Source organism: Proteus sp. G2626, from assembly GCF_009915985.1.
In the GTDB taxonomy this organism is placed as follows: Bacteria; Pseudomonadota; Gammaproteobacteria; order Enterobacterales; family Enterobacteriaceae; genus Proteus; species Proteus vulgaris.
Window position 1 is genome coordinate 468,571 of the sequence record NZ_JAABNH010000027.1, and the last position, 22,398, is coordinate 490,968.

Below are 22,398 nucleotides of genomic sequence, written 5' to 3' on the forward strand. Positions count from 1 at the left end.
TTATGACTAATAATGACCATCTAACTCCGGTAGAGCCACCTGCATTAGATAAAGAAGCCAGCTCCGGCAGTCGCCAGCTTGCAGGTATTTACCTGAAAATTACTACGACCCTTGCAATATTAATTTCACTTTATGCGATTTATTCCAACGCATTATCAAATACCCAAGAGTTTTACCGTAATACTATTTTTCTTAGTGGTATTTTAATTTTAGGCTTTATTTTATTTCCTTTTTCTAAGCGCTTTTCTACGCCTAAATTTAATGGATGGGATTATCTTTTTATTGCTTTAACATTAATCAGTTATGGCTATTTTTTCTTTAATTATGTTGATCTTCATGTTGTAAGAAAAAGTATTCCAAATACTACTGATTATGTCATGGCTATACTGGGTATTATCGTACTGTTTGAAGCAGCAAGACGAACAACCGGATATTTTATTCCAGGGCTTGCGACTTTCGCTATTATTTATGCTCTTTTTGGTCAGTATTTTATGGGTATTTTCGGTCATGCCGGATTTTCTGTAGAAAGATTGTTATACCGTTTATTTATGACCAGTGAAGGGATTTTTGGTATCACCCTTTCAACAGCCTCCACCGCTATTGTGGTCTTTATTCTCTTTGGCTCATTCTTGAGTGTAAGTGGTGCGACTGCATTATTTAACGATTTAGCGCTCGCTATTGCAGGTCGTCGTCGTGGAGGTCCCGCTCAAGTAGCTGTTATTTCATCAGCATTAACCGGCTCTTTAAGTGGAAGTGCTGTTGCTAACGTAGCAACAACTGGAACATTTACTATTCCTTTAATGAAAAATATCGGTCTAACTCCTCGCTTTGCTGGTGCAGTTGAAGCTACAGCATCAACAGGGGGTATGATCATGCCCCCTATTATGGGTGCAGCTGCATTTATTATGGCAGGCTTTTTAGGCATTTCGTATACCACTATTGTCATTGCAGCCATTATTCCAGCGCTGTTGTATTACGCAGCATTAATTATGGCGATTGATATCGAAGCTAAAAAACAAGGATTAAAAGGTTTAAGTAAAGAGAATATCCCACAAGTTAAAGCGGTATTAAAAGCGCGTGGTTTATTATTACTGCCTTTAGTTATTGTTATTGGCACCTTATTAGTGGGTAAAACACCTATTTATGCAGGTTTCTTAGGTATTCTAACTATTATTGTTGCAAGCTGGATTACACCTGATAAATCAGTCCGTATGACATTAACTAAAGTGGCCGACGCCTTAGCTGAAGCCGCTCGTGGTTCCGTCCAAGTTACTGTAGCTTGTGCCGCCATCGGGGTGATTATCTGTGTCGTGACTATGACAGGTATTGGTGCAACATTGGCCTTTAATATTGTCTCAATGACAGATAATACATTATGGATGATCTTATTAGTCGTGATGCTGGTGTGTATCGTATTAAGTATGGGTTTACCTTCAACGGCTTTATATATCGTTGTTGCCGTTACAGTGTCACCAATATTAATTAAAGCAGGTGTTATGCCTTTAGCCGCTCACTTCTTTGTATTCTGGTTCGGCGCATTATCCAATATTACCCCTCCTGTGGCTTTAGCCAGTTATACCGCAGCAAGTATTGCAAGAGCCGACCCGATGCAAACATCATGGGATGCCGTGCGACTCGCACTTCCGGGCTTTATCATTCCATTTATTTTGGTTTATAACCCAGCTTTACTGATGCAAGGCGATAATTTAGGTGTACTTTCTATTGGATTAATGGTTATTACTGCATTAGTCGGAATTTATGCACTAAGTATTGCAGCCGCTAATTTCTGGATGATCAAAACAACCTGGTTTGAACGCATTGCATTTGCGGCGGCCGCGATTTTAATGATTAAACCAGGCTTATATACCGACCTTTTGGGTATAAGCTTAATCATATTAACAGGAGCATTGCACATGTTACGGTCGAAAAAACAATTAACCAACATGGGGCAAGTATCTGGAGAAAACTAGATGATACAAAAGATCTCACGCCAAAAAGCGTCGCATCAAATTCTTGAACAGATTAAGCAAAATATTCATAACGGCACCTACCCTGTAGGTGAAAAGTTACCCTCTGAAAATGTCCTTGCTGACGCCTTTGGCGTCAGTCGAGTTCCAATCAGGGAAGCGCTGGGTGTCTTAGAAGCCAGTGGTATTGTGACTTCACGCCAAGGAGGCGGTCGCCGTGTAATTGACCATTCTATCCTCAGTAAATATGAGCCAATAGTGATGGAAATTGCTTGCCCGAAAGAGATAGATTCACTACTAGAGATGCGTGAGGTCATTGAACATGAAGCGGCAGCTATTGCCGCTTTACGCCGAACACCAGAAGAATTACGCGCTATAGAAAATGCCCACGATGCCTTTGTTTTAGCAACAAAAAAAAACAAAAGTATTGGTCATGAAGAGGATTATCAATTTCATCGTTCTATTATGGTTGCCGCACATAATCCTTTTTTTGTCAGGATATTAGATAATATGCATGAGCTTTATCTTGGTGTCTTAATGTATTCATTAAGTCAAAATAAAGGACGAGAGGCAGAAACTGAACGTGTTATTGCAGAACATGAAGCTATTGTTGAAGCAATACGACAACAAAATCACGATGAAACAAGCCATAAAATGCGTCTTCATTTAACGAATGTACGTGGCAAATTAAAACGCTTACAGCAAAAACCCTGTTAATTTAAAATTTATAAAATGGATAAGATTATGACTTATGACGTGATTATTATTGGAGCGGGATTAGTCGGATTAGGGGTTGCAAGTGCGCTACAAGAAAGTCAACCTGAACTAAAACTACTGGTGATTGATAAAGAAACCGGCCCTGCGGCTCATCAAAGTGGGCATAACAGTAATGTTGTTCATTCCGGTATTTATTACACGCCAGGGAGCCTTAAAGCAAGGTTAGCTAAACAAGGCAACATCACCACTTATGCGTTTTGCCAACAACATAATCTTTATTACGATCGTTGTGGAAAAGTGATTGTCGCTACCAATGAAAAAGAGCTAAATGCCTTAGAAAATATTTATCGACGTGGTATTGATAATGGGCTTGAAGTCATCAAAATGACAGAAAGTGAACTGAAAGCCAGAGAGCCCTATGTTAATGGTATTGCTGCGTTATTAGTTCCTGATGCAGGCATTGTTAATTATCCTGAAATTGCAACAAAACATGTTGAAATCATCCAATCTCGTGGCGGTAAATTTACGTTTGGTCAAGCTGTAACGGCGATCAATGAAACGGACGATAGTGTCACAGTAACGACATCCAATAACCAATTTACAGGCAAATGGTTGATTAATTGTGCAGGATTATTTAGTGATCGTATTGCTAAAATGGCAGGTTATGACACAGGGATGAAGATAGTTCCATTCCGTGGTGAATACTTTATGCTTAATGCCAATAAAAATTACTTAGTAAACCATCTCATTTACCCTGTTCCTAACCCTGATTTCCCATTTTTAGGTGTACATTTTACACGTATGTACAACGGGCACCGTGATGTTGGACCTAATGCGGTATTAGCGTTTAAGCGAGAAGGCTATAAAAAAAGCGATATTAACTTAAAAGATCTTGCTGAAGTTCTCACTTACAAGGGCTTTTGGAAAATTGCTGGTCATTATTTAGGTGAAGGAATGGCAGAGCTTCGTCGTTCTTATTCACGCAAACTGTTTACCCAAAATGCACAAAAACTGATCCCTGATTTACGTGAAGCAGATATTCATCCAGGCCCTGCGGGTGTTCGTGCTCAGGCTTTAACCAATGACGGTAAACTCGTAGATGATTTTCATTTTGTAAAAGGTAAACGTTCATTGCATGTGTGTAATGCCCCGTCCCCTGCAGCGACAGCCTCTATTGAGATAGGTCGTGAAATTGTCAGAGAACATTTTTCATTATAATTATTGAACGTAATACATCTATCAAAATAAATAAAAGCACTGACATTAATCAGTGCTTTTATTTTTACTTCACTCCCGACTCTCTTTTAACGCTTCACGCATTAACCACTGCTGAAATATTTCCATTGATGCGGTCATTGGTTTTGATTTTAAATACGTTAACCAATACTTCCCCATTTCAACGTCTATTTTAAAAGGTTGTATTAATTGACCACTTTCTATTTCTCTTGAAAACATCTTTGCAGGTGCTAACGCAACTCCGCCTTCATAAATTGCACTTTCTACCATTAAACGCGAAGAGTCAAAAATAGACCCAATAATTTTTATAGGTGCAATACCCGCTTTTTCAAACCATTGTAGCCATTCATCTTCGCGGTAAGAACGGTATAAATTTTCATTTATTAAATCAGTTGGATGTTGCAATCGTTCTGCTGTTTTTGGTGAACACAAGACAGTTAATGGTGCTGAAAATAAGGCTTTATTATGAGTTAAAGGCCATAATCCTTCACCAAACCGAATAGCAAAATCTAATCCTTCAGTTGCCAAATTAACTACATTATTATTTGTTCTTAAATTCACTTCTATTCTTGGGTATTGTTGTCTAAATTCAGCCAATCGCGGTAATAACCAACCAACAGCAAATGTTCCCACAGTGGCAATCGAAACAACATCACGGTATTCACCTCGCTCAAACTGCTTAAATACACGTTCAATATCGCTAAACGCCGTTGTTAATACCGAAAATAAGATCTGTGCATCATCCGTCATCTCCAAACCACGAGGCAAACGCTTAAAAAGCATTACACCCAAACGTTCTTCTAATATCCTTACTTGTTGACTCACTGCGCCTTGAGTGACATAGAGTTCTAATGCTGCTTTGGTGAAATTAAGGTGTCTTGCAGATGCTTCAAACGCACGTAGTGCGTTGAGAGGAAGGTGTGTTCGCATAATATTCTTAGTCAATAGATTTTCTATAGGCTAAGGTGATTTATTATCGATTGTCAATGAATCAATTAAATAGGATATTGCACTTGATAAATAAATAGCATTATATCTCATCCATAACTATCTATTTATATTGAAATTTTCTTTCTTATATTAATATGAGTATCAATCCCTATGTTTAAAACAACATATCGTCAAACCGCAGTGATCGTAGTTTCATTAATATCTTTATTGGTATCGCCAATGCTATGGGCTAAAACAAATAGCACTATTGAAGAACAATTAAGTACGCTTGAAAAAAATAGCCAAGGTCGTTTAGGTGTTGCATTAATTAATACTAAAGATAACTCACAAATAACTTATCGTGGTGATGAACGCTTTGCGATGGCAAGTACCAGCAAAGTCATGGCCGTCGCTGCTGTTTTAAAGGAAAGTGAAAAACAAGCAGGATTGCTTGATAAGCATATGACTATCAAAAAAACCGATTTAGTCACTTATAGTCCTATTACAGAAAAACATTTAGCGACTGGAATGACACTTGCTCAATTAAGCGCTGCTACCTTGCAATATAGTGATAATACAGCAATGAATAAAATTCTCGATTATTTAGGAGGGCCTTCCAAAGTCACTCAATTCGCACGTTCAATCAATGATGTGACTTATCGCCTAGATCGCAAAGAGCCTGAATTAAATACAGCCATTCACGGTGATCCCCGCGATACGACCTCCCCACTTGCAATGGCTACAAGCCTTCAATTACTGACTTTAGGTGATGCATTAGGTCAATATCAGCGTCAACAACTTATCACTTGGTTAAAAGGCAATACGACGGGTGATCAAAGTATTAAAGCAGGTTTACCTAACAATTGGGTTGTAGGAGATAAAACCGGTAGTGGTGATTATGGTACAACTAATGATATCGCCATTATTTGGCCTGAAAATCAGGCACCATTAATTTTAGTCGTCTATTTTACGCAACAAAAACAGAATGCAAAGCCACGAAAAGATATTATTGTAAAAGCGACAGAGATTGTCACAAAAGAGTATATTAATACTTCTAAAATAAAATAACTCCCTTACTAATAATATTAATAAGAAATTAAACATAATAAGGCCATTTATTTGGCTTTATTATTCATTTTTTAAAAATATATTTATCAATAAAAATTAGATCTTGATAATTAACCTTATTATACTCACTCTTATTAAATGGACTTATTTTAAGAGAATACGATGTCTGATCTTTTTGAATTAATAAGTGAGTTATTATCTTGTTCTGGTCAAATAACGCTCGAAAATATTCGTTTTTGTTTAGTTGTTCTCACTATTATCATGTTGGTAATCGTTTCATTATGTACTTGGTCATTTGATCTCTATATTATTGGTGCTTCATTATTTATTTGTATGTTGCTTTATCTACCAGAAATATATCGATTTCTTAAAAGTTGGATAGTTTAACCTGTTATTGATAACAAAAGCCCCTATTAAAAAATAGGGGCTTTCATAATTAAAAGTATTTTGTGATGATTTAAAATAAATTCTTTAATTTAAAGAGGCAAAGCAAAACTGACTTTTACCGTTTCCATTGGTACTTCTGTTTTTATACTTTGAATACTCGGAATTTGTGTTAAATAATCGGCATGAAAACGACGATACGTGGCTAAGTCTTTTGTCACGATCCGAATTAATGCATCACACTCACCGGCCATTAAATGACACTCAACCACTTCAGGTAACACCTTGATGGCCTTTACGAATTCTTCTATGGTTTCTGCATCTTGTGCTCTAAACCAAATTCTTGCGAATAAAGATAAGCCTGCATCAACCATACTACCATCTAATACAGCAACATAACGAGTGATCACTCCCGACTCTTCAAGTAAACGCACTCGGCGAAGACAAGGAGACGGTGAGAGTCCAACTTCTTTTGCTAGCTCAATGTTTTGGATTTTGCCATCACGCTGAAGTACTTGCAAAATATGTTTATCTATCTTATCTAATTTTATTGACATCAAAGATTAACCTTAATTCTATTTATGGAATTTTATTGCCAATTAATTCTTTTTGTTAGCAACAAAGCAACCCGATTTTTTCGAAAACATCATATAATCTTTCAGCTAAATTTCACAGCAAAAACGATGTTTCTATTAATCTATCTCTATCAGGTGAAAAGATGGAATTTAACACTTTATTATTATTCGCACTGACTGTTTTACCGCTGATCTGTACACCTGGACCCGATATTCTGTTTATCTCATCTCAAGGGTTATCAGGAGGAATGAAATCAGCATGGATTGCTAATTCAGGCGTCATTTCAGGTTACTTAACTCATGCGTTGCTAAGTGCTTTAGGCCTTGCCGCCTTAGTTTCTACATCACCCATTTTATTTCATTTACTTAAATGGGTTGGCGTTACTTATATCAGTTATCTCGCTCTTAAAATGTTAATTTCAGCTTGCAAAAAAGGAACGTTAGTCCTTGATACGACTAAAACCTCGTCTCTATTTCGTAAAGGTTTTTTAACCAGTTTCCTTAATCCTAAAGGCTTATTAGTTTATCTCGCTATTTTACCAAACTTTATTGATAATCATAATGATGTCGCAACACAATCATTGCTGTTATCTGGGATATTTATCACGACTTGCTTAATTATTTATGGCCTTCTCGGTAGCTTCTTTGCTTATATTGGTGTAAAAGGCGGTTTAAGTGATAAACGTCGTCGTTATAACGATGGTATTGCCGGTGGATTACTTGCTTTTGCCGCCGTTAATCTGGCTTTTAATTAATCATAATCCTAAGCATCATTTATTATTTCAGTCAGTATTTGACCACAAAAAATACCTTTATTTTAGTGGTCGAATATCTGCCCATAATAATTGACAATTTGCGGTTAACGGTCTTATTTCACCTTCACGAATATCAGGTAACCACCATGCACCTTGCCCTTTTGATAAATGCTGGCAAGTCGCACCAGTTAAACTCCATTCACCTTGTGTTACATAAATAAGCCCGGCATGAGAACTTGGTAATATAAGTGGTTGTGTCACTAATGTCGTTTCTGCTTTCCAGCATGTTCGACGTACCATAATATTTAAACACTTTACACCACCTTTAATCAGCTCCGATTTAACATGAATATCACCTGAAAAATCATAAGGCTGATAAGGATCAGTGACGGAGTGATTCAAAAATCCGGTGCTATTTAGATTAAGTCCATTACCTTCTAATAGCACCATTTGCCGTTCAATATCAGGAAACTGCCCTAATGAGCCATTATCTTCGATAGATGTTAAACACGCTCGCCATGAAAAATCATTATTCACTGGCCAACACACAATTTCTTGGGTTGTGCCTTTTTGATTGCTCCATGGAATAAACGGTAACTCTTGTTGATCAAAACAACGTAGCTTCATTGTGTCCTCCTGCAATATCTGGCTAGTCAGTCTGATAATGAGGTTAAGAATTAATCATTGGAGATTACCGTTCATAAATCAATATCTAACTTTTAAAAATGTGCGCTAACGTCCGCTATTTACGTCGTAATTTTCTGCATCCTTCACCGATAATTTCTATTCCTTTTTCTATTCGGCTATTCCACTGAAAAGAAGAATTTAAACGAAATGCATGGTTAAATTGCGAGCTGGTGGAAAACATAGATCCGGGTGCAATACTGACTCCCCTTTCCAATGCAAAGTGATAAAGCTTATTCGCATCAAATGTTGATTCAAATTCTAACCAAAGAAAATACCCTCCAGTTGGAATATTCACTTTTACATCCTCAGGTAAATGCATCTGTATAGCTTGCAACATACGATAGCGCCTTTGTTCTAATAATAATCTTAATCGGCGAAGATGTGTGTCGTAACCACCTTGTGATAAATAATCTGCAATGGCTTGCTGTGTCGGCATACTCGCAGAAACCGTACTCATCATTTGTAATTGCTGTATTTTTGTTGCGTGTTTACCTGCCGCAACCCAACCCACACGAAATCCTGGCGCCAAGCATTTAGAAAAAGAAGCACAATGTAATACGCTATTCGTTTTATCAAATCCTTTTACAGGCATCGGCGCTTTCTGACTGTTATAGAGCTCGCCATACACATCATCTTCGATGAGCGTTATCTGCTTCTTCGCTAAAATATCCACCAGCCTTATTTTATTTTCATCTGGCATTGTTCCACCTAATGGATTTTGACAATGACTCATCAACCAGCAGGCTTTAATATCATATTGCTCAACCACTTTTTCGAGTTCATCTAAACAAATTCCAGTGACAGGATCGGTTCTAATTGCAAGCGCTTTTAAGCGTAAACGTTCAATTGCTTGTAATGCACCATAAAACGCAGGTGATTCAATCACCACCCAATCGCCAGGTTCGGTAACAGCTTGCAAACTAAAACTCAGTGATTCCATTGCACCCGCTGTAATCACAATATCATCTGGAGAGACATGAATTCCTTGTAACGCATAGCGTTGTGCAATGTTACGGCGTAACTTTTCATTTCCTGGAGGCAAATTTATTACTGAACTTTGAGGTGCAAGATGTCTCGCAGCAGACGCTAACGCACTACTTAACTTAGGCTGAATAAATAAGCTAGGATCAGGGAAAGCAGACCCAAAAGGAATAATCTCAGGATCTTTACACGCTTGAAGTACATTAAAAATAGATGCACTGATTTCAACATTTTCACTCATGTGTAGCCCTTTACTGGCAGTCACTTGACCAAAGCGTGTATTGCGATGTGCAACATAATAACCAGATTGTGGTCGCGCCGTTATCCATCCTTGACTTTCTAATAACTGATACGATTGTAAAACCGTCATTAAACTTAAACCAGACTGTTTCACTGTATCTCGCAATGACGGTAAACGGTCACCAGATTGCCAAATATTATCTTCAATTTGTTGGCGTATTTGCGCTGCAAGCTGTTCATATCGAGTCATATAAAACTGTTCACCTCAAAACTGTTATAGTCATTTTTAAACTTATTGTCACTATTATAGTTTACTGTCATATGGTCTACTAATCCACACGATTTACCTGCAATTTATATATCAATAAAACGAGGTTTTTATGCTTGGGTTAAGTGCCTTTGATTTGGCGCGTATCCAATTTGCGTTTACAGTTTCTTTTCATATTATCTTCCCTGCAATTACTATCGGACTGGCTAGTTTTTTAGCCGTTTTGGAAGGTTTATGGTTAAAAACTCGCAATAAGGATTATTTAGCGTTATTCCATTTTTGGTCAAAAATATTCGCTGTTAACTTTGCCATGGGAGTTGTCTCTGGTTTGGTAATGGCCTATCAATTTGGAACCAATTGGAGCTTTTTTTCTGACTTTGCGGGCTCGATTACTGGCCCTTTGCTGACTTATGAAGTACTTACAGCCTTCTTCTTAGAAGCTGGATTCTTAGGTGTAATGCTGTTTGGTTGGAATAAAGTGGGTGAAAAACTTCACTTTTTTGCAACCTGCATGGTTGCATTAGGCACATTGATGTCAACGTTTTGGATTTTGGCATCAAATAGCTGGATGCAAACACCACAAGGATTTGAAATCATTAATAATCAAGTCGTGCCAGTAGACTGGATTGCGGTTATTTTTAATCCCTCTTTCCCTTATCGTCTCGCACATATGGGTGTAGCTGCGTTCTTAGCTTCCGCTTTCTTTATTGCAGCTTCTGCTGCATGGCATCTCCTTAAAGGCCATAAAACATCAGCAATGAAAAAGATGCTTTCAATGTCTTTGTGGATGATTTTAATTCTAGCCCCAATTCAAGCACTCATTGGTGATGTTCATGGTTTAAATACCTTAAAACATCAACCAGCAAAAATTGCAGCAATTGAAGGTCATTGGGAAAACAAACCGGGTGAAGCCACACCATTGATCCTTTTCGGTATGCCAGATATGGATGATGAAGAGACAAAATATAAGATAGAAATTCCTTATCTTGGTAGCATGATCTTAACCCACAGTTTAGAAAAGCAGGTTCCTGCACTCAAAGAATTCCCTAAAGAAGATAGACCTAATTCACTCATTGTATTCTGGTCATTCCGCATTATGGTTGGCCTTGGCATGTTAATGATTTTAGTTGGTGTTTGGGGAACATGGTTACGTTATAAGAAAAAACTTTATGAATCTAAAACGTTCTTACGGTTAACTTTTTTAATGGCGCCATCAGGTCTTATCGCTATCCTTGCAGGATGGTTTACTACTGAAGTTGGACGCCAGCCTTGGGTAGTCTATGGCATACAACGAACTCGAGATGCCGTCTCTGCACATGGCGAAATGCATATGAGCATAAGCCTGCTGATCTTCTTTGTTGTTTATGGCTCTGTGTTCGGTATCGGATATGCCTATATGTTAAGACTGATCCGCAAAGGTACTTCGGAGGTTAATCATGGGAATTGATCTGCCCGTTATTTGGTTCGTCATCATCGTATTTAGTACATTAATGTACATTGTAATGGACGGTTTCGATCTCGGTATCGGTATGCTCTACCCATTTATTAAAAGCAATCAAGATCGTGACTTAATGATGAATACGGTTGCTCCTGTATGGGATGGTAACGAAACATGGTTAGTCTTAGGGGGTGCCGCATTATTTGGTGCATTTCCGCTCGCTTATGCCGTTATTCTTGATGCATTAGCAATGCCTTTAACCCTAATGCTTGTTGCGTTGATATTTCGGGGTGTCGCCTTTGAATTTCGTTTTAAAGCCGATGATAACCACAAAGGCTTTTGGGATAAATCCTTTATTTTTGGATCAATCTTAGCCACCTTCATGCAGGGTATTGTCGTTGGTAGCGTTGTTCAAGGTTTACCTGTTGTTAATCGTACCTTTGTAGGTAATTATTTTGATTGGCTGTCACCTTTTGCACTCTTTTGTGGTTTGGGTTTAGTTATCGCCTATTCTTTATTAGGGTGTGGTTGGTTAATTATGAAAACTGAAGGCCACTTACAGCAAAGTCTATATAAAGTCGCTAAACCGCTGACGCTAGTGATGCTTATTGTAATTGCTATGGTTAGTGCATGGACACCACTAGCACAACCTGCTATTGCGGAGCGTTGGTTCAAGCTACCTAACTTGTTCTTCTTTTTACCTGTTCCACTTTTAGTGCTATACAGCACATGGTTGATTTTACGTTCAATAAAAAAACAAGGGCACTATCTTCCTTTCTTTGGTGCGCTAGCTTTAATTTTCTTAGGTTTTGCCGGATTAGGTATCAGCATTTGGCCTAATATTATTCCACCTGCCATTAGTTTTGTGGAAGCTTCCGCCCCACCAGAAAGCCAAGGATTTATGTTAGTTGGCGCACTGTTTATTATCCCAATTATTCTCGTTTATACATTCTGGAGTTATTACGTTTTCAGAGGAAAAACCAATTATGAAGAAGGCTATCACTGATCCACAAATACAAAGTAACCCCTCATTATTAAAAAAGTGGGGATGGTTAATTACAATTTGGTTTTGTAGCGTTTTAGCTTTATTTGCGGTGTCTTCTCTTTTTCGTTTCTTAATGACACTTGCAGGAATGAAAGTGAAGTAAAGAAAAAGTACACAGTAATATAAAAATAGTGTCGTACAACGGCCAGCAATAAACACAATGGGCTAATAATTATTTAGCCCTTTTTTTATTTTCCTATAATTAACTAAACTTAAATCAAACATATTGATAAAATAACTATAAACACATCATTTTTGATTAATAGTAAGAGATAAAATCTTTTTTATTCTGTTATCACGATAAATAAACATATTAACAATCCTATAAAAAACCATCTTTTCTAGAAATAAAATAGAGTACTTGTTGAATTCAATTTCTAAAGTAATTATGATACCCGCCGCTTAGCACTTCACGTCTGTATTACTTTATAAAGACGTATATTGTATGTTACCTATTTGATTAACTTAAAAATTAAGTCTATCGCCCTATTAAATGGGGAAAGAGATCATTATGTCTTTTTAAAAAACATATTTTGATAATTTAGAATTATCTTAATTGCTAAGAAAGATCCCCTAAACTAGGCTTACGTATTGTTGCTACTAAATTAAGGATGAAGTCATGAATTGGTACTTAGAAGTTATTAAAAATAATTACGCTAATTTTTCAGGGCGTGCGCGTAGAAAAGAATACTGGATGTTTACCTTAGTAAATACCATTATTATTACCATCTTATATGCTATTCTAATTTCATCAATAGATATGAATACAGGTGAAATGAGTGGTTTAGGTTCAATTATTGGTATTGTTTTAGGTATTTATTCTTTAGCTATTATCGTACCTAGCCTTGCGGTGACTATTCGTCGCTTCCATGACCAAGATAAATCGGGTTGGATGTTCTTACTTGCCTTTATTCCTGCCATTGGTGGATTAATCGTTTTTGTCTTTATGTGTCTTGAAGGAACTAAAGGCGACAACAGATTTGGCCCAGATCCTAAAGCCTAATCTATTACTAACGTTATATCAAAATACAGTGAGTACATTAGTTTTAAGTTTACTCACTGTATTAATTCATTTTCTTCTCATTGTTACCTTTTATTACTCCCTGATTTTTTCTAATCACGTGTTTTCTCTTTAAATCTAATAACTTTTATTATTTCTTTGTTATTCTACTTTTATTGACAGCTTTTTTAAGCTCTTCTCTTACGTTATCAATCTTGATTTATTGCCTTATCTATTCATTAATTAATAAGTGTTTTCTGTATGAGTAGTTTGAGCCTAATCACACAATGATAAGTAAAACATACACCTAACTTTACTAAACCAATGTTAATGTTGATAATGACTATCATTATTAATTGAAAATGATAATATCTATATTGATAAAACAATTAAATGAGTCAGGTAAAAAAACGTGAGTAACTCCAAAACACCTCAAGAAAAAAATATTTATAAACCAGCACCTCCTCGCTTAGTTCAAGTAAAACGCATTACTGATGTCACTCCTGGAATGCGCTGTATTACCTTTACCAGTGATGATTTAGATACTTACCCTGCTGATACTGCGGGCGCACATCTGAAAATATTTTTACCCTTAGAAGGCCAAACTAAACCAACAGTACCCAGTTTTTCTGAAAAAGGCCCTAAATGGCCTGAAGGTGAACCAAGGTCGATTGTCCGCACTTATAGTGTTCGAGCCATTCGCCCAGAGCAGAAAGAGTTAGATATTGAATTTGCCGTTCATGAAGATGCTGGCCCCGCTATTCATTTTGCGCTAAATGCTAAACCAGGTGACTTTATTGGCATCACTAATCCGGGAGGGCCAGACCCTCTATTAGCGCCAGCTTCACATTATTATATGGCAGCCGATCCAAGTTCATTACCAGCCTTGATGGCTTTAATTGAAACCATGCAACCTAATGTTCGAGGAAAAGTCGTTATCCGAGTAGAAGACGAAACGCATCGCCAAGAAATTAAATGTCCTCGTGGTTTAGAGATAATCTGGTTGATTGGCTCAGTTGAAGAACAAACTCAAAACTTAATTAATGAATTTATGTCCTGGAAATTACCTGCTGAAGATGTTGCGTTTTGGATTGCCGGTGAAGATAAAATTATTCGTGCATTAAGGCGCCATATTCGCCGTGATAACGGCTATGATCGTAGCTTAATTTATGCAATCCCTTATTGGCGCTTTGGTTACGACGAAGAAGGCTATCACGCTGAACGTCATCATGTAATGGATAACGAAGATGTAAGCTAAACTATCAATGAAAGATTAAACGTTGGCTGTACAGGCTGCATATTCATTTCCTTAATAATATGCAGCCTTTTTTATTTTATACAAAAATTCTTATACCCAATTTAATCATTATAAGCAGCCAATACATGCTGACATAATGTAGAACGTACACAATCTTCTTGCATAAATTTAATTACCCCTACTCGATTATTGGCTTCAAATCGAATAAGCGCATCCGCTAATCCAGACGGTATATTAGAAGGTAAATCACATTGCGTAATATCGCCATTAACCACAACGGTGACATTTTCTCCCATTCTCGTTAGAAATAATTTCATTTGATTGACAGTGACATTCTGCGCTTCATCTAAAATAACAAATGCATTTTCAAAAGTACGGCCTCGCATGTAGGCAAAAGGCGCAATTTCGACTTTGCCAATTTCCGGTCGTAAACAATATTGCAAGAATGATGCGCCTAAACGTTTGACTAATACATCGTAGACAGGACGAAAATATGGTGCAAATTTTTCAGCAATATCTCCGGGTAAAAAACCAAGATCTTCATCTGCCTGCAATACAGGTCGAGTAACAATAATACGTTCTATTTCTTTATGAATTAAAGCATCTGCCGCCAATGCGGCACTGAGAAAGGTTTTTCCACAACCCGCTTCTCCCGTTGCAAAAATAAGATTTTGATGTTTAATCGCATTCATGTATTGGCATTGAGCTTCATTACGTGGAGATAACGCGCGTTCATCACGCTTTTCTCTCGCCATTCCAATCGTATCAATTTCCCCAAATCCTGGTAAAACCATGACATTATCTCGATGTGCTCCGTTACGTTGTTCTTTACGTGAAGTACGTTTATTTTCTCGGCGTAAACGTGTTGCTGCTTTTTGTCTACTCATAGTGGTATTTACCCTTGTTAGTCTTCAAAAAGTCATCGACATCTTTTATTGGTCACTTATTCATTTACCATGAGTCCCCTTTAGACTCTATTTAGTCGCAGAAAACAAAAAAACCGGCCACAATCCTGAACATTAATGCTCGGTTGTTGCCAGTTTTCTGTAAGTAACGAGATTTATCCATTGCTTCTGTCATTCATATTCCCCATCATGGAGTTAGAGTGAAAATTATCGAAGCTTTATGACAGTATAATGACAAAATAAAAATATTTTCAATACTAAAATCATTTATAACAAGTGGACTTAACATAAAAATAACAATAGACGTTATTTTAGGGGGAGTAAATGAATTTCTTACGATTGCCTTTTATTTATTGGTTATTGCTTAACCTCATTCCATTTATTGGTTTTGAACTTCATTCTGGTACTCTGAAAATGGGGTTCTTTTTTTATTTAGGTTTACTCACTATTACGACTTCTGGGATCTGGCTTTTTTATTGCCTTTCATTTTTTATTAAACAAAAAACTTCTCCTAACCCTAATCACACACCAAAGCAATTAGTCACTGAAGGCCCTTATAAAATTAGCCGTAATCCTATGTATCTCGGTTTTTTGGATATCAGTATTGGGCTGTTTTTTATTTTTGGTAATTGGGGATTTTTAGGTGCGGCGATTGCGTTTTACTTTATAACAGATCGCTATACGATAGTACGTGAAGAGAAAATCTTAAGTGAGTTATTTCCACAAGCGTGGCAACAATATTGTCGCCACGTTCGTCGTTGGATGTAATCTAAATAATGCCCTTAAGGCTGTTTGCAATTATTTGCTAAACGATATCCTGCCTTCATCGCTTCACTTTCCGTTTTAAAGAAAACGGCATTTTTATCTGACATGGTTTTATAGCCAGAACAATGGGCAAAATGATAAATTTTGCTATTTATATTACCCTTAATACTTTCAGATAATGATGCATTTGCTTGTTTAGGTGTTTCAGTTTTGGCTTTAGTGACGGGTGCATTATTTGTTACAAATAATCCAGCACCACTATTTTTATGCCCTAATTGCCATTTTACTTCACCTGTCACAAAAGGATTATGATATCCAACGACACGAGCAATACGATTATCACGCTCTTTTTCCCATGCCGTTGGCGGATAAGCCTTATCCCAAGCCATTAATAATTGTTGTTGCTGACGTGACATTGAGAGATTATAGCGGTCATGTAAATAGAAATAGACCCTTGCTACTTGGCCTTTCACTTCATTACGAGGTTCAAAGGTACGTGAAGCAAAATCAACACGGCTACGACATTGACCATATTGGTAAGGCGCTTGAGCGGATAATTGTCCAAAACTGAAGTTACTACGATCACCATTAACCTCGCCAATAGACGGTGCTAAATTATGTAAATCGGCTTCGATTTTGCCAAATACAGGATCATTTTTCACACAATTAGCTCTTCCTCCATTTTGCCAGCATTGACGCTGATGCCCAAACACCCATGCAGGAACAATATGTTCCCACTCAATACGTGCTGCTCTTGTTTGTTGTGTTCTTACTTGATAGCCACAACTGGCTAAATCGACACGACCACCTGATTTCCCCACCCATTCCCAATCACAGCCACAATAAATCGTTCCTTGTGATTTTTGATTTTGATCATAATAAATACGTTCTTTTGCTATCTCTTTTGCTTTTGTGAAATTGTCTGGAGCTTGTGCTTGAACATTTAATGTAAAAACAAATAAACCCAACACAACCGCGGTATAGTGTAATATTTTTCTCAAAGTGGTATCTGCCTTACGCTTTATTTTACTAAATCAAATAAGAATTATCTTTAATAATCAACTGATAATCTTATTTTTATTTTTATTTATATTACCTTTTTTAAATTTATTTTGGGTAATCTTTCTTGTTATTTTTTATATAAAAAATAAAACAATAAGCGTGAATGGTGATAGAAAAAGCCGTTATTCTCGACATTAACGCAAAAGGGATTTGCTATGGTTTAGTCCATCACTGATTTGGAGAAATTGAAAAATGAATGAGAATATGCTGAATTTGATGGATGAATTAGTTGAGATAACAAAAAAGCACGCGAATAACGAAGATGTTAAAGCGCATGCAAGTTTAGAGTCTGAAAATAAATTACGCATTCAAATTATTATTTCTGATAAAAATGAACTGGATATTACGTTAAATTCACTACAACACGCGATGTAAAAAATTAGACACTCGGACGCTTGCGATATAGCCACAAACCCGGCAAGGATAGCCCGATAGAGAGCGCACCGACAATAAATGAAGCTTTAAGGAAATGAGTAACTAAAGCTTCAAAAATCTCCTCGCTATAGCCGATTTGTGTTAACTTCACCACAGAGATCATCGCGATATAAGCATTAATGCCGGGAAACATTGGGATAACCGCCGCAACAGTAAAGACTTTAGGATGAGCAAGCCACCAGCGTGACCATTGAATACCAATACAACCGACTAAAATTGCAGCACAGAAGCTTGCCCACTCAATATTCATTCCACTCATAATCAATACAGTACGTGAGCCATGCCCTATAGCCCCTAATAATGCACAATATTTTAAGGCTCGCAAAGGTACATTAAAAACCATTGCAAAGCCGACTGCTGGAATAGCAGCTAAAATCATATCTTCAATAAGGGTAAGAATAATCGTTATTATGCCCAATCTCTTAACTCCCATACTGCCATCGCTAAAATAACCCCTAAGCAAGTCGCTAATGTCAGCATCGTGGCCATCGCCCAGCGTGCTAATCCTGTATTAACATGGCCTTTAAACATATCAGCAACAGCATTAATTAAAGGAAATCCGGGGACGAGTAATAAAACACTGGCTGCCATTGAAATAGTTGCAGTTGTTTGAAAGTAAGAAAGTTTTAATAATAAACCTGAAACAGATGTGGCAACAAAAGCGGTAATACAAAAATTAATTAATGGATTCATTTGGCGATGAGTCAATGCTTGTCGTACAAACATACCAAGTCCCCCCCCAATAGCAGAGACTAAAAAACCATCCCAATTTCCACCATTTAATTTAGAGAAACAACCACAAGATAAGGCAACCATAAAAATAATTACCCAACGTGGATAACGTAATGGTTTTATATGCTCAAAGCGTTTTCTTGCTTCATGAATATCGGCAAGATGATGTTCAACCAAAATCACAATATGCTGAACTTCTGTCACAACATGCATATTAATGCCACGATCGACTATCTTGCGTGTTGATGTTTGGCAATGCCCATTAACAATGGTGGTTAATACCACTGCATTAGCAGAAATTGCACTTTCAACTTGGTGCACACCTAACGCCAAACCTAAACGAGTTGAGAGTTGCTCAACCAGCATACTTTCAGCACCATGTTGCAATAGCAACAAAGCTGTTTGAATACATAATTTTGTAATTTCACGCTGTTTATCTTCTGAAATGGCCGAACATTCAGCCATTATCTCATTGTCCATACCATGCCTTAGTTTTAATCAAAAACGAGCCATTGCTAATATAAAGTTTATCAACATCGCCTATTTTTCGCTTTATTATCTTTCAAGACTATTATGAACAAATAAAATATTTAAGGCTGTAGATAGATCAATGTTTGTTTACTCATAAGCTTATTAGGGAAATGTGTCTTTTTAGAAAAACCGTTACATAATATGTACTTTAAATAATTTAAGACACCGTTAAGCAACAAATGAATGAGTATCTAAGAGCATACAATAGTATATAACTCGAGCAAATAGACGCCGTCAACAACGCTGAAAATTTAAGAATGACGTACATATAAAATAATAAAGGTACCAAAAAAATTAGCACCTAAAGTAATCTATTACGTCATTTTATAATAAAATTTAATTATTCAACTAACTCATTTGCTTTAACATAAGATGCATCCAGCGTTTCTGCAACAAATACGGGAACACCATAAACGGCAGAAATAACAGATGATAATGGCATCAATTGCTCTTTATCCTCTTTTTGAGGGTTGGCTGTCATTATCATACCCGCACAATATTCACTAAGCAGGGCCTTACCCTCTTTTAGCCAACGCCTTACCGCTTTCATTCCTTCCATATCTTCTTTTTTATGCTCTTTCTCTTTTTTATTAATAGATGGATAAACTAATACAAATTTTTGTTCTTCGTTTAATACAACATTCATTTCAGCAATCCAGTTATTGGCATCTTCCAACGTTTCTGGAAATATTTTCATGGTTACAATAGGAAATTTTTCAACATCCATGACAATAAAATTTGGGTTATTCAACATAATATTTGTCTCTAATTTAAAAACAACAGTCCTCACTTTAGAATGACTATCATTCTCAATCAATGAGTTCCTTTATGTTTAAATAAAAACCGCATTAATGAACAACTGCGCCCTATCTATATTTTTTATCTAGTATTGAGGTGAAAATGTATATCCAAAATGATAAATAATTTTTTATAAACTAAAGTAAAAAAGCCCCTAAATAAGTTAGAGGCTTTTGCTATTTTTTACTTTATGAAAAATATTAGCGAACAACTAAAACAGATTGCTTAGCATAAGCAACGATACCTGATGCATTTGAACCTAATAAGTGCGTTGAAATACTTGGACGACGTGAACCAATCACAATCAAATCAGCATTAATTTTTTCAGCTAACTCTAAAACTTTATCTCTTGCAGAGCCAAATACGGCTGAATACTCTACTTGTTCATTAGGTAGATCAATACCATTAGCTAATTCTTGCAGTTGTTCTTGTACACGTTCAAGTGCTTTGTTAGCAAAAGAGCTCAACATATCATAGTGATAACTATAGCTAATAGAAAAGCGTGAAATATCAGGAATTGCATGAAAAAGATGCAACTTTGCACCTTCTAGTTTGGCAATATAAACAGCGTGTTGTAAGGCTTTCGTCGTTAACTCATCTTCTGAAATATCAACAGGTACTAGAATTGTTTTGTACATAGTAACTCCTCATTATCAGATTATTGTCTGTTTTTATTGTAGCGTTAACCCCATAGCTTGCTTATTTAATCTTCCTCAAGATGCCATTTATGCAATTGTCGGTGAATAAAAGGTGTGACAACAAGCCCAATTGATAAAATAAAAACACACTGAAGAAACAAACCATAAATTGCAATAAAAAAGCGCCCTGTTGGGGTTGCAGGTGCAGGCTCTACTGGTTGACCACTTAACATGGATATTGCATTTAATGAGGATTCCATAAAAGTATGTCCTTCAATCAAATAAAAACCTAATACACCAGGTAATAATCCTAAGAAAAAGAAAATAGAGCCTATTACATAATAGCGTAAGATGCGTAGAATAAAATGATCGAGACTTAAAAGTTCTTGGGTAAATTTTTCCATTATTATTCACTCTATAGAGTGTTTACTCAATAAATGGCTTATTAAATAAATAAGATATACTACGCAAAAGAATATGCCATGAGGAATACTCACAGCATATTAATGAATATATTAACGAACAACTAACACTGAAATTTCCGCGTAACGAACTACGCCCGCAGCTGTTGAACCTAATAAATGGGTACTGATATTAGGTCTACGTGAGCCAATAACAATTAAGTCGGCTTGAATATCTTTTGCTGTAACTAAAATTTCATCACGAGGTGAACCAAAAGTAACCGTATAAGCGACCTTTTCAGCAGGTAAATCCACCGAATCTACCAACATTTGCATATCATTTTCTGCTTTCACTGTCGCTTTATCTTTAATCTCTGGATAACCCAGTGAATAAGCATTAATGATTGCCGAAGAGATAGGAAGAACATGAATTAAATGTAAATTAGCCCCTGTTTCTTTTGCTAAATATACCGCATGTCGTACCGCTTTACTGGTTAACTCTTCTTCTACAATATCAATAGGTACTAAAATCGTTTTATACATAATAACCCCTCTCAACACTCCATTTGCCTTAATCCTACCGCAATAACCCAAAGATTACTGTGAGTGAATTAACTAAAAACAATCTAATCTTAATATAAACCTACTTTAATTATTAATACGTTATACGAAAAAACAAAAGATCTTATTCAAAATAATCGGCATTATGTTGCTGTGTTAGCCTCCATATTTGATTACGCACATCACGGACAGTATTAATCAACTCTGAAGCCGTTAATCCTATCGGTCCAATGCCTTTTTCAACTAAAATATCAGCAGCAATACCGTGTATCCAAACTGCACTTTTAACCGCATCGGACATTGCCATTCCTTGTGCTAAAAAGCTGCCCATTATACCAGTTAATACATCACCACTTCCTGCTGTGGATAATCCACTATTACCCGTAGTATTGATTGTTATTTCACCTTTAGGGGAAGTAATAACCGTATTTTGTCCTTTGATAATTGCCCAACAATGGTAAAGTTTTGCGACTTCTTTAGCTGCTTGTACTCGGTTATTTTGAATATCACTCAGCGTACAATCAAGCAAGATAGCAGCCTCTTTAGGGTGGGGTGTTAATACACAATGTTGATTAAGTGAGATTTGTGATTTTAATTTTGCCATCAACACTAGCGCATCAGCATCAAAAACATAAGGTTGGTTTTCATCACGTTGGGCTAATATATTTAATAAAATATTTTCAGAATTTGCTGACAATCCCAACCCGCAACCAATCGCCCAAGCAGAAATATCTTGCCTATCAACTAACGCAGACGCTGTTTTTAGCATGAGTTCTGGCGCACTATCAATAAAAGGAAGAGGCAATTGTGATTGCGCAAAACCAAGGAAAACTTTTCCACACCCCGCTTTTAATGCGCTTTTACCCGCGAGTACGATGGCACCACTCATTCCTTCAGCGCTCCCAATAATACCGATTGTTCCAAACGTGCCTTTATGTGTATTTCCTGTTTTACGCTGATAAAGCACTGGATAATGTGTTATTGCATGTAATAGTTGCTCTTTTTTCATCTTATGCTCCTT

At 36.7% G+C, this 22,398-nt stretch carries 26 protein-coding genes; 13 read left to right on the plus strand and 13 right to left on the minus strand.

Annotated elements, in window-relative coordinates:
- Window positions 1-2 precede the first annotated feature (2 nt).
- Genes GWJ05_RS14655 through lhgO form a run of 3 tightly spaced genes read left to right on the plus strand, consistent with a single transcriptional unit; the run spans window position 3 to window position 3,902 of the window.
- Window positions 3-1,970 (plus strand): TRAP transporter permease, encoded by a 1,968-nt coding sequence (locus tag GWJ05_RS14655; protein ID WP_036936526.1) that lies wholly within the window; start codon window positions 3-5, stop codon window positions 1,968-1,970.
- On the plus strand, window positions 1,971-2,684 hold the full coding sequence (locus tag GWJ05_RS14660; protein ID WP_036936523.1) for a FadR/GntR family transcriptional regulator: 714 nt from the start codon (window positions 1,971-1,973) through the stop codon (window positions 2,682-2,684).
- A gap of 15 nt (window positions 2,685-2,699) precedes the next feature.
- Window positions 2,700-3,902: an L-2-hydroxyglutarate oxidase gene (gene lhgO, locus GWJ05_RS14665; RefSeq protein ID WP_087802303.1), complete on the plus strand. Its 1,203-nt coding sequence runs from the start codon at window positions 2,700-2,702 to the stop codon at window positions 3,900-3,902.
- A 69-nt stretch (window positions 3,903-3,971) separates the two neighbouring features.
- On the opposite strand, the gene GWJ05_RS14670 is transcribed toward lhgO, so the two are convergent.
- Window positions 3,972-4,850 (minus strand): LysR substrate-binding domain-containing protein, encoded by an 879-nt coding sequence (locus tag GWJ05_RS14670; RefSeq protein ID WP_036936517.1) that lies wholly within the window; start codon window positions 4,848-4,850, stop codon window positions 3,972-3,974.
- Between the two features lie 171 nt (window positions 4,851-5,021).
- On the opposite strand from GWJ05_RS14670, the gene bla reads away from it, so the two are divergent.
- The gene (gene bla / locus GWJ05_RS14675; RefSeq protein WP_036936514.1) at window positions 5,022-5,918 is read left to right on the plus strand and encodes a class A beta-lactamase; all 897 of its coding nucleotides are present in this window, start codon (window positions 5,022-5,024) and stop codon (window positions 5,916-5,918) included.
- Between the two features lie 162 nt (window positions 5,919-6,080).
- Window positions 6,081-6,305 (plus strand): hypothetical protein, encoded by a 225-nt coding sequence (locus GWJ05_RS14680; RefSeq protein WP_036936511.1) that lies wholly within the window; start codon window positions 6,081-6,083, stop codon window positions 6,303-6,305.
- 89 nt (window positions 6,306-6,394) lie between these two features.
- On the opposite strand, the gene GWJ05_RS14685 is transcribed toward GWJ05_RS14680, so the two are convergent.
- Window positions 6,395-6,859, minus strand: a complete 465-nt coding sequence (locus tag GWJ05_RS14685) for an Lrp/AsnC family transcriptional regulator (RefSeq protein ID WP_036936508.1) — start codon at window positions 6,857-6,859, stop codon at window positions 6,395-6,397.
- A gap of 161 nt (window positions 6,860-7,020) precedes the next feature.
- On the opposite strand from GWJ05_RS14685, the gene GWJ05_RS14690 reads away from it, so the two are divergent.
- The gene (locus GWJ05_RS14690; RefSeq protein ID WP_036936506.1) at window positions 7,021-7,632 is read left to right on the plus strand and encodes a LysE family translocator; all 612 of its coding nucleotides are present in this window, start codon (window positions 7,021-7,023) and stop codon (window positions 7,630-7,632) included.
- 57 nt (window positions 7,633-7,689) lie between these two features.
- Here GWJ05_RS14690 and GWJ05_RS14695 read toward each other — a convergent pair whose 3' ends face one another.
- Window positions 7,690-8,259, minus strand: coding sequence for a HutD/Ves family protein (locus GWJ05_RS14695; RefSeq protein WP_036936503.1), 570 nt, complete (start codon window positions 8,257-8,259; stop codon window positions 7,690-7,692).
- Window positions 8,260-8,374: 115 nt separating this feature from the next.
- Window positions 8,375-9,790, minus strand: coding sequence for an aminotransferase-like domain-containing protein (locus tag GWJ05_RS14700; protein WP_087802299.1), 1,416 nt, complete (start codon window positions 9,788-9,790; stop codon window positions 8,375-8,377).
- A 130-nt stretch (window positions 9,791-9,920) separates the two neighbouring features.
- Here GWJ05_RS14700 and GWJ05_RS14705 point away from each other — a divergent pair, with 130 nt between their 5' ends.
- The 5 genes from GWJ05_RS14705 (at window position 9,921) to GWJ05_RS14725 (ending at window position 14,549) form a co-directional block, all read left to right on the plus strand.
- Window positions 9,921-11,255 (plus strand): cytochrome ubiquinol oxidase subunit I, encoded by a 1,335-nt coding sequence (locus tag GWJ05_RS14705; RefSeq protein ID WP_161681469.1) that lies wholly within the window; start codon window positions 9,921-9,923, stop codon window positions 11,253-11,255.
- Complete coding sequence (gene cydB / locus GWJ05_RS14710; protein WP_087802295.1) at window positions 11,245-12,252, plus strand: cytochrome d ubiquinol oxidase subunit II; 1,008 nt, start codon at window positions 11,245-11,247, stop codon at window positions 12,250-12,252. Before GWJ05_RS14705 ends, cydB begins: the two co-directional genes overlap by 11 nt.
- Window positions 12,233-12,394, plus strand: a complete 162-nt coding sequence (locus GWJ05_RS14715) for a DUF2474 domain-containing protein (protein ID WP_072024205.1) — start codon at window positions 12,233-12,235, stop codon at window positions 12,392-12,394. The genes cydB and GWJ05_RS14715 overlap by 20 nt, the downstream gene beginning before the upstream one ends.
- A gap of 516 nt (window positions 12,395-12,910) precedes the next feature.
- The gene (locus tag GWJ05_RS14720) at window positions 12,911-13,294 is read left to right on the plus strand and encodes a DUF805 domain-containing protein (RefSeq protein ID WP_036936491.1); all 384 of its coding nucleotides are present in this window, start codon (window positions 12,911-12,913) and stop codon (window positions 13,292-13,294) included.
- 409 nt (window positions 13,295-13,703) lie between these two features.
- Window positions 13,704-14,549: a siderophore-interacting protein gene (locus tag GWJ05_RS14725; protein WP_036936488.1), complete on the plus strand. Its 846-nt coding sequence runs from the start codon at window positions 13,704-13,706 to the stop codon at window positions 14,547-14,549.
- Between the two features lie 101 nt (window positions 14,550-14,650).
- Here GWJ05_RS14725 and phoH read toward each other — a convergent pair whose 3' ends face one another.
- Window positions 14,651-15,436, minus strand: a complete 786-nt coding sequence (phoH, locus tag GWJ05_RS14730; protein ID WP_036936486.1) for a phosphate starvation-inducible protein PhoH — start codon at window positions 15,434-15,436, stop codon at window positions 14,651-14,653.
- 342 nt (window positions 15,437-15,778) lie between these two features.
- Between phoH and GWJ05_RS14735 the strand changes: the two genes are divergently transcribed.
- Entirely contained in the window at window positions 15,779-16,222 is a 444-nt protein-coding gene (locus GWJ05_RS14735) for a methyltransferase family protein (protein WP_036936483.1), read from the plus strand.
- A gap of 14 nt (window positions 16,223-16,236) precedes the next feature.
- Here the strand turns inward: GWJ05_RS14735 and GWJ05_RS14740 are convergent, their stop codons facing one another.
- On the minus strand, window positions 16,237-17,220 hold the full coding sequence (locus tag GWJ05_RS14740; RefSeq protein ID WP_115370917.1) for an endonuclease: 984 nt from the start codon (window positions 17,218-17,220) through the stop codon (window positions 16,237-16,239).
- A gap of 253 nt (window positions 17,221-17,473) precedes the next feature.
- On the opposite strand from GWJ05_RS14740, the gene GWJ05_RS14745 reads away from it, so the two are divergent.
- Window positions 17,474-17,656 (plus strand): hypothetical protein, encoded by a 183-nt coding sequence (locus GWJ05_RS14745; protein WP_036912881.1) that lies wholly within the window; start codon window positions 17,474-17,476, stop codon window positions 17,654-17,656.
- Window positions 17,657-17,660: 4 nt separating this feature from the next.
- Here the strand turns inward: GWJ05_RS14745 and GWJ05_RS14750 are convergent, their stop codons facing one another.
- From GWJ05_RS14750 to GWJ05_RS14780, 7 genes are all read right to left on the minus strand, one after another.
- Window positions 17,661-18,134: a threonine/serine exporter gene (locus GWJ05_RS14750; protein ID WP_082239461.1), complete on the minus strand. Its 474-nt coding sequence runs from the start codon at window positions 18,132-18,134 to the stop codon at window positions 17,661-17,663.
- The gene (locus GWJ05_RS14755; protein ID WP_036936476.1) at window positions 18,125-18,928 is read right to left on the minus strand and encodes a threonine/serine ThrE exporter family protein; all 804 of its coding nucleotides are present in this window, start codon (window positions 18,926-18,928) and stop codon (window positions 18,125-18,127) included. Before GWJ05_RS14755 ends, GWJ05_RS14750 begins: the two co-directional genes overlap by 10 nt.
- Before the next feature lie 391 nt (window positions 18,929-19,319).
- The gene (locus GWJ05_RS14760; protein WP_087802587.1) at window positions 19,320-19,733 is read right to left on the minus strand and encodes a hypothetical protein; all 414 of its coding nucleotides are present in this window, start codon (window positions 19,731-19,733) and stop codon (window positions 19,320-19,322) included.
- A 244-nt stretch (window positions 19,734-19,977) separates the two neighbouring features.
- The gene (locus tag GWJ05_RS14765; RefSeq protein ID WP_036936473.1) at window positions 19,978-20,415 is read right to left on the minus strand and encodes a universal stress protein; all 438 of its coding nucleotides are present in this window, start codon (window positions 20,413-20,415) and stop codon (window positions 19,978-19,980) included.
- Between the two features lie 65 nt (window positions 20,416-20,480).
- Window positions 20,481-20,819: a hypothetical protein gene (locus GWJ05_RS14770; protein WP_036936471.1), complete on the minus strand. Its 339-nt coding sequence runs from the start codon at window positions 20,817-20,819 to the stop codon at window positions 20,481-20,483.
- A 111-nt stretch (window positions 20,820-20,930) separates the two neighbouring features.
- Complete coding sequence (locus tag GWJ05_RS14775) at window positions 20,931-21,359, minus strand: universal stress protein (RefSeq protein ID WP_036912874.1); 429 nt, start codon at window positions 21,357-21,359, stop codon at window positions 20,931-20,933.
- Window positions 21,360-21,501: 142 nt separating this feature from the next.
- Entirely contained in the window at window positions 21,502-22,386 is an 885-nt protein-coding gene (locus GWJ05_RS14780) for an NAD(P)H-hydrate dehydratase (RefSeq protein WP_036936468.1), read from the minus strand.
- Between the last annotated feature and the right edge of the window lie 12 nt (window positions 22,387-22,398).